Genomic DNA, 12,828 nt, shown 5'->3' on the forward strand with positions numbered 1-12,828 from the left:
AACTACCATCATGACAAGTGCATTGCCTCCCAAGCCGGACACAGAGACTGACAATATCAACACCCGTCATGAACGCCGCATGCAGCGCAAGAAGGCGATGATGGATGAAAAGATAGAAAAAGCCCAGCGCAAGACCGGTGTCTTGCTGGTACATACCGGCAATGGCAAGGGTAAAAGTTCCAGCGCCTTTGGCATGGTCATGCGTGCCATGGGACATGGCATGAAGGTGGGTGTCGTGCAGTTCATCAAGGGGGCGATGTCAACTGGTGAAGAAATTTTCTTGCGCCGTTTCCCTGATGAAGTTGAATTCCATGCAATGGGCGAAGGTTATACCTGGGTCACGCAAAACCGCGAACGTGATATGGAAAAGGCCGCAGTTGCGTGGGAACAGGCAAAACGCTTTTTGAATGACCCGACCATAGGTCTGGTCGTGCTCGATGAACTCAATATCGCCCTCAAATATCATTATCTGGATTTGCAGGTGGTCATTGATGATCTCGATGGCAGGCCAGAAATGCAGCACGTCGCCGTCACCGGTCGTGGTGCCTTGCCAGAGATTATCGAGATTGCTGATACAGTCACAGAAATGAATGTCATCAAGCATGCTTTCAAAGAAGGCATCGTGGCGCAGGCGGGTGTGGAATGGTAAGGCCCAGCGCCAAGGTCGTATTGATCTCGGCCATAGCCTCAGGCCAGGGAAAAACCACGACTACCGCAGCACTGGCACGCAAGCTCGTCAAACTCGGCAAGACAGTACGCGTCTTTAAAACCGGGCCAGACTTTATCGACCCCATGATGTTGGAACGTGCTTGCGGTTCTGCCGTACATTCGCTGGATTTGTGGATGGTGGGGCAGGCTGATTCTGAAGGCATGCTGGCACGCGCAGCGCTGGATGCGGACGTCATCCTCATCGAAGGTGTCATGGGTCTGTATGACGGTAATCCCTCATCGGCTGATCTGGCGCGTGCCTTTGGTGTGCCTGTTGTGGCGGTTCTCGATGCATCTGCCATGGCGCAGACTGTCGGTGCGCTGGCCATGGGTTTGCGCGATTTTGGTCCTGTGCACCTGGCTGGCGTCATCGCCAACCGCATCGCCTCAGAAGGCCATGCCAAGATGGTTGCGGCTGCCATGCGCGATATACCCTTGCTCGGCAGCCTGCGCAGGCAGGATGAAGCCTTGCCAGAACGCCATCTGGGCCTGGTCTTGCCACAAGAAGTGGACCGCATTGAAGCCATACTTGATGCCATGGCTGACAGCCTGGAACTGGATATGCAAGCCTGGGATGCCTTGCCTGATACCAGTTTTGAATTACGAGAACATGTTTCACAGCATGTATCTCAATCAGCCGCCAATCTGGCTGGCAAGACCATCGCCATTGCGCGTGATGCCGCATTTGCCTTTATCTATCCAGCCAATATTGAATGTCTGATCGGGCTGGGGGCGGAACTGGTTTTCTTTTTGCCTTTGGCAGATGACGCGATACCATCGCAAGCGGATGCCCTGTATCTGCCTGGCGGTTATCCTGAATTGCATGCAGAGACACTGACGCAGGCTAGCAACTGGCTGGCAACGCTGTACGCTGCCCATGCGCAGGGCATGCCTATATTCGCGGAGTGCGGCGGCATGATGGCGATTACCGAAGGCCTGGTGGATCAACAGGAACAAAGCTGGCCCATGGCGGGTATATTGCCGGGCAAAGTCATCATGCAAAAACGGCTGGCAGCGCTGGGTGCGCAAGCCCTGGCAACACCGCAGGGTGAATTGCGCGGGCATACCTTTCATTACTCGCGTTTTGAAACCACGTTGACTGCCAGCAGCCATACCATCAAGCATTCCACACAGCAGCAGGGCGAAGCTATTTACCGCGTTGGCAATGTGCGCGCTTCTTATTTTCATGCCTACTTTGCTTCCAATCCAGCGGCAACGGCAGCATTGTTCTCAGTTGAAACATCATGAGATCAAATATGAAACCCGCACATAGTACCAGCCTGATTTTTGGTGGTGCGCGTTCGGGCAAGAGTGCCTTTGCCGAGCAATTGGCAATCAAACTCAGTGACAGTAAACAACAAGTACTTTACCTTGCAACTGCCAGCGCAGGCGATACTGAAATGCAGGAGCGTATTGCCCACCATCGTGCACGCCGCCCGGCAGATTGGGGCACGCTGGAACAAAGCCTGGAACTGGGTGCGACCATCATGGCGCGCAGCCGGGCAGACAACATCCTCCTCGTTGATTGCCTGACAGTCTGGCTGTCTAATCTGCTGTTTTCAGGAGAGGTAGATTTTCCTGAGATAGGGCACATCACGCCTCCACCACAGTTTGCCGTGCAACGTCAGGCCTTGTTGTATGCGTTGGCACAGGCCCCGGGCAAAATTATTTTGGTGTCCAATGAAGTCGGCATGGGCATTGTCCCGATGGGAGCAGTGTCACGCTGGTTTGTCGATGAAGCGGGGCGACTGAACCAGTCTGTCGCAGCCATTGCAGACAATGTAGTCTGGGTTGCTGCCGGTTTGCCACTGTACTTGAAAGGCCAGCCATGGTGATGCTGGATGGCGTGGTCATGGTGCTATGCCTGCTGCTGGGCGTTTTGCTGGACTTGACGCTGGGCGAAGTGCGCAAATTTCATCCTCTGGTTGGTTTTGGCAATCTGGTAAATTCCATAGAACGCCGCTTGAATACACCAACAGCCAGCCGCTGGACCGGTGCTTTGGCATGGTGTCTGGCGGTTTTGCCACTGCTTGCATTAAGTGTACTGGTACTGCTGTTGGTTCAATATTTCAACTATTGGCTGGTGGCTATATTGCACATCGTAATGCTGTATTTTTGTCTGGGTTTGCGCAGCCTGCGTGAACATAATGCAGCCATCGCCACGGCCTTGCAGGCCGGTGATTTGACGGAAGCGAGAAAACGTACTTCTTATATCGTCAGTCGCGATACTGACGATGCAGACGAAGCCTACCTGGCCAAGGCCAGTGTCGAATCCGTTCTCGAAAATGGTTGCGATGCTGTCTTTGCCACCTTGTTCTGGTTCATCTTGCTGGGTGGCCCCGGTGCAGTCTTGTACCGCCTCGTAAATACTCTCGATGCCATGTGGGGTTATCGCTCCACGCGCTTTCTGCGCTTTGGCTGTGTAGCTGCGCGCATTGACGATGTCATGAACTGGATACCTGCACGCCTGACTGCATGCACTTATGCCACATTGGGCAAGACCCGTCTGGCATGGCAATGCTGGCAACGTCAGGCTCCCGGCTGGCCAAGCCCGAATGCAGGGCCGGTGATGGCCGCCGGTGCCGGTGCGCTTGGCCTGGCGCTCGGTGGTGCTGCCAGTTATGACGGCGTGGCAGAAGTTCGTCCACCGCTGGGTGAAGGCGATACAGCAAAGGCGATTGATATTTTGCGTGCTCTGCGTCTGGTAGAAACTGGCGCCGCCTCGTGGTGTGGCATAGCCTTGCTGGCCGCTTTATTTTTGAGTGGAGTCATCCATGCTTGAACACGGTGGCAACCTGCGCGATGCTGTGCGCCATTTTGGCCGCCCGCTGGAAGACTGGCTGGATTTATCGACAGGCATCAATCCTCATTTTTATCCGGTACCGCAACTGGCAGCGAATGCATGGTACCGCTTGCCTGAGTATTCTGATGCACTGGTAAACGCTGCGCAGACTTATTATCGTGCACCACAGATGCTGGCGGTAGCAGGTTCGCAGGCAGTGATTCAGGCCCTGCCACGCTTGCGCCCGGCTGCTAGGGTCGTCGTATCGGCACCCAGCTATGCTGAACATGCTTACCAATGGCGGCAGGCCGGTCACGCGGTGACAGAGTGCAGATATGCAGAACTAGATGCCGCCGTCGAACAGGCGGACGTCGTGGTGCTGTGTAATCCAAATAATCCTACTGGTGAATTCATCCCATCAGTCCAGCTTTTAAGCTGGGCTGCACAACTGGCTAAACGTGGTGGCTGGCTGGTCGTTGATGAAGCCTTTGCTGATACTGTGCCAGATATCAGTGTAGCTGCCCATGCAGATCAGCCAGGACTGATCGTCTTGCGTTCAGTAGGCAAGTTCTTTGGTCTGGCAGGAATACGCGTGGGCTTTGTCGCAGCTGAAAAAAAACTGTTACAGCAATTGGCGAATTATCTTGGACCCTGGAGTGTCAGCGGGGCTGCCCAGCAAATCGCCATTGTTGCTTTGAATGACGGGCAGTGGCAAATACGGACAGCGCAACACTTGCAGCAAGAGGGCGAACGACTGCGTCAGCTTTTGAAGGAGCATGAGATGCGTTCATCAGGTACTGATTTGTTCCAGTGGTGCAGTCATCGAGATTTGAATAATAAATCGGAACAGCTAAAGCAATTCATGGCAGAACGTGGCATCTGGCTGCGCTGGTTTGCGCAAGGGCCACACAGGCCGCATGGTTTGCGTTTTGGCTTGCCTGGCAGTGAAGCTGGGTGGTTGCGGTTGGAGCTTGGTCTGGATGAATGGGGTGAGTTAAATCTTTCAAACCACTCACCACAGAGACACCTAGGGAGGAAAGATTTCTCTTAGGAAATCTTCGTTTCGCAGGCGAATGGCATGCCATTCGAATTCCCTGCTACACCACAGAGTAAGCACAGAGAAAATTCAGAGATGTATTTCGGTTTTATATTTTGAATATGGGAAGTTTATGTCCAGGTTATTAAACGTAATGATGGCGGTTGGATTTGTTGTATTAACTGCACATTCGCACGCAGCTATTACGGTGACTGACGACATGGGTAATCAGGTAACCCTGGCCAAGCCTGCGCAGCGGATTATCAGTCTGTCACCGCATGTGACGGAAATGATTTACGTTGCAGGTGCGGGTGACAGGATCATTGCTACAGTCAAGTACAGTGATTATCCGGCGGCGGCAAAAAATATCCCGCGGGTTGGGGACAACCGTCAACTGGATATTGAACGCATACTGGCGATGAAACCGGATTTGCTCATCGTCTGGATGCACGGTGCTTATGAGCGTCAACTGGAAATGTTGCACAATTCCGGTATCCCGTATTTTTTCAGTGAACCGCATAAGCTCGATAATGTGGCAGAGACCCTTATCAAGTTCGGCAGTCTGTTTGGTACAGAAAAACAGGCGCAGGTAGCTGCGGCAGAGTTCAGGCAGCAGGTGCAACAGCTAAACAGTCAGTACCAGAATAAAAGCAAGGTCAAGGTTTTCTATCAGGTCTGGGGCAAGCCTCTCTATACACTCAATGACAGCCACATCGTCAGCGACGCTATTCGTAACTGCGGCGGTGAGAATATCTTTGGCAAATTAGCCACGACAGCGCCCGTGGTCGGCACAGAAGCAGTCTTGCAGGAAAACCCTGAGGTCATCATCACCGGCGACAGCAAAACCCAGGCCGTGAGTGGTGTCGAGCAATGGAAGACTTTCCCTAGCTTGCTGGCGACAAAAAACAATAATTTGATCTCCATAGAGGGTGATCTCGTCAATCGCTCTGGTCCGCGTATTATCGAGGGTGCCAAACTGATTTGCCAGGCACTGGAGCAAGCCAGACAGAAGCGCGACAAAAACGTAGCACAGCCACAAGGGAAGAAATGAATTCAGCCAGCATGTATCAACGCATTGCCTGCCTTTCTACAGAAGCGGTAGAAGTCTTGTACGCCCTGGGAGCAGAAGACTATGTTGTCGGCATCTCTGGCTACACCACCAGACCGGCCCGCGCCCGTGATGAGAAGCCCAAGGTCAGTGGTTTCTCGTCTGCACAGATAGACCGCATCCTGGCAGTCAAACCTGATCTGGTCGTTGCCTATTCAAATATGCAATCTGAGATTTCGCGTGAGCTGATCAGTGCCGGCATAGAAGTGCATGCCTTCAACCAGCGCGACGTTGGCGGTATTTTGCATATGATCAGGGTATTGGCGAACCTGGTCGGCAAGCAGGAGCAGGGTTCCGTGTTGATCGCAGAACTGGAATCGCAAATTGCAACTGTCAAACAGCAAAGCGCAGGCTGGACACGCAGGCCAAAAATTTATTTTGAAGAGTGGAATGATCCACTGATGTCCTGCATAGGCTGGGTGTCAGAACTCATCCATATCGCTGGTGGTGAAGATGCTTTTGCTGACCTGGCGCAGCATCATAGTGCCCGAGAGCGCATTATTGCCGACCCTGCAGAAATCATACGGCGTGCACCAGATATCATCATCGGCTCCTGGTGTGGCAAGAAGTTCCGGCCTGACAGCGTGATTGCCCGTGAAGGCTGGGATCATATCCCTGCTGTAAGAAATGGCAGGGTGCTGGAAATTAAATCGGCAGATATACTTTCGCCCGGCCCATCAGCGATACAGCATGGACTGGTGCAATTGCATATACTGATTGCTGAATGGCAGTCTGCACAGACCGTTTGAACAAGAAATTTATCCTATGAAAATATCCACGCTGATGGTGCAAGGTACGACTTCTGACGCTGGCAAAAGCACGGTGGTTGCGGCCCTGTGCCGCTTGTTGTACCGCCAGGGTGTGCACGTTGTTCCAATGAAGCCGCAAAACATGGCGCTCAACAGTGCCGTGACCATTGACGGCGGCGAGATAGGCCGCGCCCAGGCCTTGCAGGCCATGGCTGCAGGTTTGCCTGCGCATACTGACATGAACCCGGTCTTGCTGAAGCCATCTTCGGATACCGGCGCTCAAGTCATCATCCATGGCAAGGTCAGGGCAGACATGGATGCACGTGATTACCACCAATACAAAACCATTGCTATGGGAGCCGTGCTGGAGTCTTATGAACGCCTGCAACAGCAATATGAAGCGATTATCGTTGAAGGTGCAGGCAGCCCTGCCGAAGTGAATTTGCGTGATCGCGATATTGCCAACATGGGTTTTGCTGAAGCGGTGGATTGTCCTGTCATCCTGGTGGCTGATATAGACCGTGGCGGTGTGTTCGCCCATTTCGTTGGTACCCTGGATTGTCTGTCTGAGTCAGAGCAAAAGCGCATCATAGGCTTTGTCATCAATCGCTTTCGCGGTGATATACGTTTGCTGGAACCTGGCCTCGAATGGCTGGAGAAAAAGACCGGCAAACCTGTATTGGCAGTCCTGCCTTACCTGCATGGCCTGCAACTCGATGCTGAAGACGCGATACAGTCCAGCCAGGGCAATGCAGGCAAGTTCCGCATTATTGTGCCTGCCATACCGCGTATATCCAACCATACAGACTTCGATGCACTGCGCGCGCATCCTGATGTCGATCTGCAATTCATAGGCCCGAACAGGGCGATACCGTCTGCCGATCTGATTATCCTCCCCGGCAGCAAAAATACTCGTGCTGACCTGGCGTTCTTACAAGCGCAAGGCTGGCAGCCTGTGCTGGAAAAGCATTTGCGCTATGGCGGTAAAGTCATCGGCATTTGTGGTGGCTATCAAATGCTGGGCCAAATCATCAGCGACCCGCATGGCGTAGAAGGGCAGGCTGGTGATTCTGATGGACTGGGTCTATTAGACATTACCACCGAGCTGACGCAGGAAAAACGTCTGCAACAAGTGACAGGAGTTTGCGCATTCAACGCCAGCACTGCACAAGTCAGCGGCTACGAAATCCATATGGGCATCACCTATGCCAGCAATGACACGCAGCCTGTCTTCACCATCAATGGCGAAGACGAAGGTGCACGTTCACCCGATGACCTGATACTCGGCACCTACCTGCATGGCCTGTTCGACCACCCCGAAGCCTGTGCCGCCTTGCTGGCTTGGGCGGGGCTGGAAAGCGAGCACAAGGTTGATCTGGCGGCCTTGCGCGAGCATAGCCTCAATAGGGTGGCAGATGTGTGCCAACCTTTATTGGAAAAATTGCAGCTTTTAGATTGAGGATGCTCTTGGAAAATTAATATGAAATCCACGTCAAAATTACAGATCATTTGTATACTCGCCACTTGCTCAACAGCCAATGCAATCAGCCTCGAAGAGACTCAAAGTTTTGTAGCGAAAAGGAACGTCTCATATTCAGTTCCCATGAACTTTGATACGGCCGTCAAAGAGTCCTTGGTTTCAATTCAAGTGACAGCGCTGAAACAATTTCGTCTCGGCGGGAAAAATTGGAAATGGGATAACCCCAAATTTAAAGACTCGTATAAGCAAGCGACGAAAGATATTGCTGAAATATTACGAGATAACTGGAATCGTTGCACTTTACCAGTGCTTGTTGAAAATTCAAATTCAGGTGAGTCGCTGGCGAATGCTTATAAATACGCTATACCCAAAAATCTTACTGAAGAAGAGTTTGAAGAACTGAAAGCATTTTATAAATCTCCAGTTGGAAAAAAATACCTTGCATATATTTCTTTTGCAAAAAGAGTTTATATGGATGCTGACGTTGCCAGGCAAAAGAGGGATCTCGAATTTCCCGGATATTTCGATTTCCAAGTAAGCGTAAAATCTAAATCTGAAGAAATACAATTTTTGGTAGCGGTGTATAAAGCCTTACGCATAACAGTTGATCCAGAAAGATTTGCACAAGAAATGGCGCTCAATTTGTCTTTTTTACCGAAAGTTTACGCCGAATTAGTCAAATTCTTGAGTCAAGAAGAAAGAGAAAAAATTAACCATTTTTTAAAGACTGGCGCCGGACTCAAAGAGGCAGATTTGATTGATGATTGGGCCGGAAAATTTGGGATGAATCTGTATATGGCGGAAAAAAAATGTAACGACGAAAAGAAATTGTCTGAGTTGATGAAAAAATGGGAACCATAATGAAATACGGCTCCTTATTTTTCATTAAGCTAAGCGCCCTAACACTATCTTTTATCCTTATGCGAAATGGGCAATAGCTGTAAAATCCCAAAAGCGATTTCAAACAAGGTAAAGGCCAGTATGATCTGGCTGGCTCCATGAGCAACCGCATATAGCTGCCACATACTGAACAGGACGCGTCCGGCAGCGTCATAGCGGCCATATTCCATGCGCGTGTCACGCAGGCGCAAAATTGCCCAGATGGTGACGATAGACCCCAGCAGGTTCGCCATCAATACATGGGTTGCAGCGAAAGTGGGGAATTCACCTGCAATGCCCAGGCTGCTATTGAGCTGCAACAGGCTTTGGTGAACCAGAGCAAAACTCCAGGGAGTAGCAAAGCCGATAGTGACAACCAGGTCATACCAGGCACTGGCGCGCACGATGCGCAGATAGGTTTTCAGATGCATATAGTCTTTCCAAAATTAGGAAAGACTATGTTGAACTATGGTGTTTACTACAGGGTCAAGCGTTTATTTTCCGTTTTTATTTGATATTCATGAAGTAAAAAATTTGGAAAATCCTTGATTTTAGTTTCCTTGGAAACTAAAATGCTGAAATTGAACATATTCAGGATTTGGTAATGGGTGAAAAAAAGACTAGCACATCACGTGACTCGCCTGTTCAGGGTGCCGTCAGTGCGCTGGAGTCACATACTGGTTTTTGGCTGCGCTTTGTCTCCAATCATGTATCAGCCAGATTTGAGGCCAGTTTAGCGGCGGAAGATATTTCGCTCTCTGAATGGGTTGCATTGCGCAGCCTGTTTGATACGGGGGCATCTGATCCCGCTGCATTGATACGTGAATTGGGAATGACCAAAGGTGCTGTATCCAAGATCATTACCCGCCTGGAGCACAAGGGGCTGCTGTCCCGTCTAATGTCCGCTACCGACAAAAGGGCGACGCAAATTCTATTGACGGTGGCGGGGAAAATTTTGGTGCCAAAGCTCGCAGCCTTGGCTGATGAAAACGACGCTCTGTTCTTTGGGCATTTGTCTGGTACTCAGCGTTTGGAACTGATCGCGTTGATGAAGCACATCGTTAACATGCATGATTTGAGGGCTGTACCTGTCAAATAAAGCAGTTGAATTAGTGAAAATCAAGGATAGTGAACCAAGGATTGAAAATGGAAAATCCAGTATTGCAAACGATAGAAGCGGTTGCCCACGACTCTTATGCAGGCAAGCTGACTTTGGGCATGTAGTCGGCAGCTTGATGGCGGTGGGAGTAGAGTCATATTTTGCAGATTACCGCACTGGCAATACCAGCTACTACTTGGCAGATGACAGCGTGCACGTGGTAGCCCTGGGCAAGAAAGATCAGACTATTCCCATGGCTTTTGATGCAGGCGCCCTGGTTGAAGCTATCCGTCGTGCGCAACGTGATGAGGTGCGCTATCCCGAATTCATACGGCCATCGATGATGGCTGGTTGTGTGGGGTATATAGTCTGGATGGCGGGGCGGCATGTCAGTTATTTTGGTCATGCTGGTGAGGTGCATGTCGAACATTTTCCCGGGGCAGATTAAACTAAAATCTGGCGCCATACTTGTCAATATGACTTTGATTTAAGTCGCCTGAGTCTAGATTGCTTAAAGTCGCTTATTTGTGATGTAATAATAAGCAGCGTGGAGGCCAAACATCTACTTTAAGGAAGCATCGTGGGCGAGTCGCTTTCTAATTCAGCAATTTTATCTTTTTCTGTTGATGACTCTTCAGGGATACTCTGCGCCCGCTACGTGCCTCAGAATGGCATTCGCGCCCCTGATTTGGCTGATCTGGAAGAGGCATTGAACGCCAGTGAATATGCCAGTTTCTACAGGGATTCCACTGCTCTGCTAGCCTTCGTTACATTATGTCGTGATGCCACAGAGGTGGCCAGGCTGGATGTAGGTGCCCGCAAGGATGCAGAATTTTCTTTGATGTTATCGGATGATTTATTGTCGGCCTGGCTAACGCTGATCCCTGCCCAAGGCGGAAAGCAGGTAGGTGAGGCAGTAAATGACGCCTTGCGCGAGCAAGGCATTATTCATGGGATATTGCACAAAGAACTGGATGCGGCATTGGCAGCAGGCAGGTGCGAAAACTTGCTGATTGCCCAGGGCGATGCTCCGCGCCAGGGTGTTGCAGGTCGCCTTGAGCCTTTGTTTGGCGCACACAAAAGCGAAGTGACCCAAAGGGATGAACTGGCGATTATCAAGTTTCGCGAGCTTAGCCATTTGCTTCTCGTGCATGTCGGCGATGAACTGATGCGACGCATACCACCAGTGCAGGGCAAGTTTGGCATGAATATCAGGGGGCAAGTGATACTGGCCAAGCCGCTGCCAGAGATGGCATTTGGGGCTAATCTGCAAGGCGCCGCACCGTCGGCAACGAACCCGGATTTGTTGATGGCGACCAATGCAGGTCAGCCTGTAGTTGTTGACGATGGGGTTGTCGTCAATCCGGTGTTGCAAGTGCCGGATGTGGACTTGAGTACAGGTAACATCAGTTTTGAGGGGACTATCCATGTCGAGGGCGATATCAAGGCCGGGATGATATTAAACGTAACGGGAGATGTCATCGTCAATGGACTGGTTGAGGCAGCCGATATTATTGCAGGTGGCAATGTCGCTGTGAAAGGCGGCATCATCGGCCTGGCAGAAAGAAAACCTGGTACGCAAATTCTCAGTGGCACCACCTCACGCATCAAATGTGGTGGTTCAGTACAGGCGCTATTTGCCGAAAATGCCCATATTGAGGCTGGCGACAGCATACGATTGGAACAAAATGCCAGGCAATGTGAGTTGATTGCCAGAAAAGAAATCACTGTCGGCAAACCTGGGTCGAATGTAGGTAATATTCTTGGTGGCAAGACACAGGCGGCACTGATGATCAGTGCCGTATCTCTGGGATCTGCTGCTGGTACACGTACACAGATACAGGTCGGTTTTGATCCATACAGGGATGCGCAAATTCATGGCAATCAATACCAGATAGGGCGCAAAGCTGCTGAACTGGATCAACTGATCAAGTTGCAAGCTTTCTTTATGACTCACCCAGAAAAAGCAGCAGGTGGCATTGGCGAAAAGGTTGAAGCCAAGCGCCTGCATTTACTGGAAGAACTAGATGCCCTGGAAAAAGAGCTCGATGAGCTGGAATCTGAGCAAGAGCTGATAGAAAAGGCCAGCGTCAAAATCATCAAGAAAATTCACGAAGGCACAGAGATACAGATAGGCAGACATAAATGGCAGGTCAAGGAAGACTCAGGCCCAGGTAATTATCAAATACACGATGGGCATATTGCTATCATCTGAACCGTAGTGCCAGTTAAAAAGCCTGTTAAAAATCTGCTGCATGAAAGGCGAAAATTGTCAGATGCTTGCTTACTCGGCTGCTTTCTGAGGCTTCCAGTCTTTTGCCAATGCCTGCGCTTCTGCAACGTCTTCCTTGCTCATTTTGGCGGCGACATATTTTCTGAATACTTCGCTATCATCATAGTCGCCTGCGAGACTGAGCCATTTATAGGCTTCGACAAGATTTGCCGTGACGCCTCTGCCTTTCAGGTAAAGCAAGCCTAATTGATACTGTGCGCTGGCATTGCTTTGATTGGCTGCTTGCTGAAATAATTCTTTTGCCTTGTTGTAGTCGCGTGCCACGCCGGTACCCGTGACATATAAAATACCAAGGCTGTATTGGGCATCGGCATAACCCTGGTCGGCTGCCTTTTTGAACCAGGAGGCGGCTATGCCATGATTTGATACCATGCCTTTGCCTTTTGCGTACATGCGGCCTATGTTCACCTGTGCTTTGACATTACCCTTGCTCGCCGATTGTTCAAACCAGTTGAGTGCCTGCTTGTAGTCCTGGTCTATGCCTTCACCATTCAAATACATCAACCCCAGGTTGAACTGCGCATCCGCATTGCCCTTGGCTGCGGCTGCCTTGAATGATTCAATGGCAGAACTAAAATTTCCCTGCTCGTAATAACTGACACCATTGCTGAAATCGTCAGCGCGGGTTGTAGCGATTGCCAGCACAGAGGCAAGCAGGAAGATGGCGTGATTAATTTTGTGCATGATAATTCCT

General features: G+C 50.7%; 14 protein-coding genes. 12 read left to right on the top strand and 2 right to left on the bottom strand.

Going from position 1 to position 12,828, the window contains the following annotated elements; translation table 11 throughout:
• Positions 1-10: 10 nt before the first annotated feature.
• From cobO to ACO0LN_RS12925, 9 genes are all read left to right on the top strand, one after another.
• Positions 11-649, top strand: coding sequence for a cob(I)yrinic acid a,c-diamide adenosyltransferase (gene cobO, locus ACO0LN_RS12885; RefSeq protein ID WP_422974316.1), 639 nt, complete (start codon positions 11-13; stop codon positions 647-649).
• On the top strand, positions 643-1,956 hold the full coding sequence (locus ACO0LN_RS12890; RefSeq protein ID WP_422974318.1) for a cobyrinate a,c-diamide synthase: 1,314 nt from the start codon (positions 643-645) through the stop codon (positions 1,954-1,956). The genes cobO and ACO0LN_RS12890 overlap by 7 nt, the downstream gene beginning before the upstream one ends.
• Positions 1,957-1,964: 8 nt before the next feature.
• Positions 1,965-2,543, top strand: a complete 579-nt coding sequence (gene cobU / locus ACO0LN_RS12895; protein WP_422974320.1) for a bifunctional adenosylcobinamide kinase/adenosylcobinamide-phosphate guanylyltransferase — start codon at positions 1,965-1,967, stop codon at positions 2,541-2,543.
• A complete protein-coding gene (gene cbiB, locus ACO0LN_RS12900; protein WP_422974367.1) occupies positions 2,543-3,490 on the top strand; it encodes an adenosylcobinamide-phosphate synthase CbiB in 948 nt (315 codons plus the stop codon). Before cobU ends, cbiB begins: the two co-directional genes overlap by 1 nt.
• Positions 3,483-4,541 (top strand): threonine-phosphate decarboxylase CobD, encoded by a 1,059-nt coding sequence (gene cobD, locus ACO0LN_RS12905; RefSeq protein ID WP_422974322.1) that lies wholly within the window; start codon positions 3,483-3,485, stop codon positions 4,539-4,541. The genes cbiB and cobD overlap by 8 nt, the downstream gene beginning before the upstream one ends.
• Positions 4,542-4,659: 118 nt before the next feature.
• Positions 4,660-5,577 carry a cobalamin-binding protein gene (locus ACO0LN_RS12910; protein WP_422974324.1) on the top strand — a complete coding sequence of 306 codons (918 nt, stop codon included), beginning with the start codon at positions 4,660-4,662 and terminating at the stop codon, positions 5,575-5,577.
• Positions 5,574-6,383, top strand: coding sequence for a cobalamin-binding protein (locus tag ACO0LN_RS12915; protein ID WP_422974326.1), 810 nt, complete (start codon positions 5,574-5,576; stop codon positions 6,381-6,383). Before ACO0LN_RS12910 ends, ACO0LN_RS12915 begins: the two co-directional genes overlap by 4 nt.
• A 34-nt stretch (positions 6,384-6,417) precedes the next feature.
• Positions 6,418-7,842, top strand: a complete 1,425-nt coding sequence (locus ACO0LN_RS12920; protein WP_422974369.1) for a cobyric acid synthase — start codon at positions 6,418-6,420, stop codon at positions 7,840-7,842.
• 21 nt (positions 7,843-7,863) lie between these two features.
• A complete protein-coding gene (locus tag ACO0LN_RS12925) occupies positions 7,864-8,724 on the top strand; it encodes a DUF2059 domain-containing protein (protein WP_422974328.1) in 861 nt (286 codons plus the stop codon).
• Positions 8,725-8,768: 44 nt separating this feature from the next.
• On the opposite strand, the gene ACO0LN_RS12930 is transcribed toward ACO0LN_RS12925, so the two are convergent.
• Positions 8,769-9,173: a hypothetical protein gene (locus ACO0LN_RS12930; RefSeq protein ID WP_422974330.1), complete on the bottom strand. Its 405-nt coding sequence runs from the start codon at positions 9,171-9,173 to the stop codon at positions 8,769-8,771.
• Positions 9,174-9,346: 173 nt separating this feature from the next.
• On the opposite strand from ACO0LN_RS12930, the gene ACO0LN_RS12935 reads away from it, so the two are divergent.
• The 3 genes from ACO0LN_RS12935 to ACO0LN_RS12945 all read left to right on the top strand — a co-directional run bounded on the left by ACO0LN_RS12935 (position 9,347) and on the right by ACO0LN_RS12945 (position 12,056).
• On the top strand, positions 9,347-9,841 hold the full coding sequence (locus ACO0LN_RS12935; protein ID WP_422974332.1) for a MarR family winged helix-turn-helix transcriptional regulator: 495 nt from the start codon (positions 9,347-9,349) through the stop codon (positions 9,839-9,841).
• A gap of 13 nt (positions 9,842-9,854) precedes the next feature.
• Positions 9,855-10,289, top strand: a complete 435-nt coding sequence (locus tag ACO0LN_RS12940) for a DUF1398 family protein (RefSeq protein WP_422974334.1) — start codon at positions 9,855-9,857, stop codon at positions 10,287-10,289.
• Positions 10,290-10,421: 132 nt separating this feature from the next.
• On the top strand, positions 10,422-12,056 hold the full coding sequence (locus tag ACO0LN_RS12945) for a DUF342 domain-containing protein (protein WP_422974336.1): 1,635 nt from the start codon (positions 10,422-10,424) through the stop codon (positions 12,054-12,056).
• A gap of 69 nt (positions 12,057-12,125) precedes the next feature.
• Here ACO0LN_RS12945 and ACO0LN_RS12950 read toward each other — a convergent pair whose 3' ends face one another.
• On the bottom strand, positions 12,126-12,818 hold the full coding sequence (locus tag ACO0LN_RS12950; protein WP_422974338.1) for a tetratricopeptide repeat protein: 693 nt from the start codon (positions 12,816-12,818) through the stop codon (positions 12,126-12,128).
• Between the last annotated feature and the right edge of the window lie 10 nt (positions 12,819-12,828).

Source organism: Undibacterium sp. TC9W, assembly GCF_049339865.1.
Classification (GTDB): domain Bacteria; phylum Pseudomonadota; class Gammaproteobacteria; order Burkholderiales; family Burkholderiaceae_D; genus Undibacterium.

Excerpts from the sequence above, each read along its gene's own strand:
- ACO0LN_RS12935 (WP_422974332.1), top strand. The coding sequence starts at position 9,347 with ATGGGTGAAAAAAAGACTAGCACATCACGTGACTCGCCTGTTCAGGGT.
- ACO0LN_RS12910 (WP_422974324.1), top strand. The coding sequence starts at position 4,660 with ATGTCCAGGTTATTAAACGTAATGATGGCGGTTGGATTTGTTGTATTA.
- ACO0LN_RS12925 (WP_422974328.1), top strand. The coding sequence starts at position 7,864 with ATGAAATCCACGTCAAAATTACAGATCATTTGTATACTCGCCACTTGC.
- cobD (WP_422974322.1), top strand. The coding sequence starts at position 3,483 with ATGCTTGAACACGGTGGCAACCTGCGCGATGCTGTGCGCCATTTTGGC.
- ACO0LN_RS12930 (WP_422974330.1), bottom strand. The coding sequence starts at position 9,173 with ATGCATCTGAAAACCTATCTGCGCATCGTGCGCGCCAGTGCCTGGTAT.
- cobO (WP_422974316.1), top strand. The coding sequence starts at position 11 with ATGACAAGTGCATTGCCTCCCAAGCCGGACACAGAGACTGACAATATC.
- ACO0LN_RS12915 (WP_422974326.1), top strand. The coding sequence starts at position 5,574 with ATGAATTCAGCCAGCATGTATCAACGCATTGCCTGCCTTTCTACAGAA.
- cbiB (WP_422974367.1), top strand. The coding sequence starts at position 2,543 with ATGCTGGATGGCGTGGTCATGGTGCTATGCCTGCTGCTGGGCGTTTTG.
- ACO0LN_RS12890 (WP_422974318.1), top strand. The coding sequence starts at position 643 with ATGGTAAGGCCCAGCGCCAAGGTCGTATTGATCTCGGCCATAGCCTCA.
- cobU (WP_422974320.1), top strand. The coding sequence starts at position 1,965 with ATGAAACCCGCACATAGTACCAGCCTGATTTTTGGTGGTGCGCGTTCG.
- ACO0LN_RS12920 (WP_422974369.1), top strand. The coding sequence starts at position 6,418 with ATGGTGCAAGGTACGACTTCTGACGCTGGCAAAAGCACGGTGGTTGCG.
- ACO0LN_RS12950 (WP_422974338.1), bottom strand. The coding sequence starts at position 12,818 with ATGCACAAAATTAATCACGCCATCTTCCTGCTTGCCTCTGTGCTGGCA.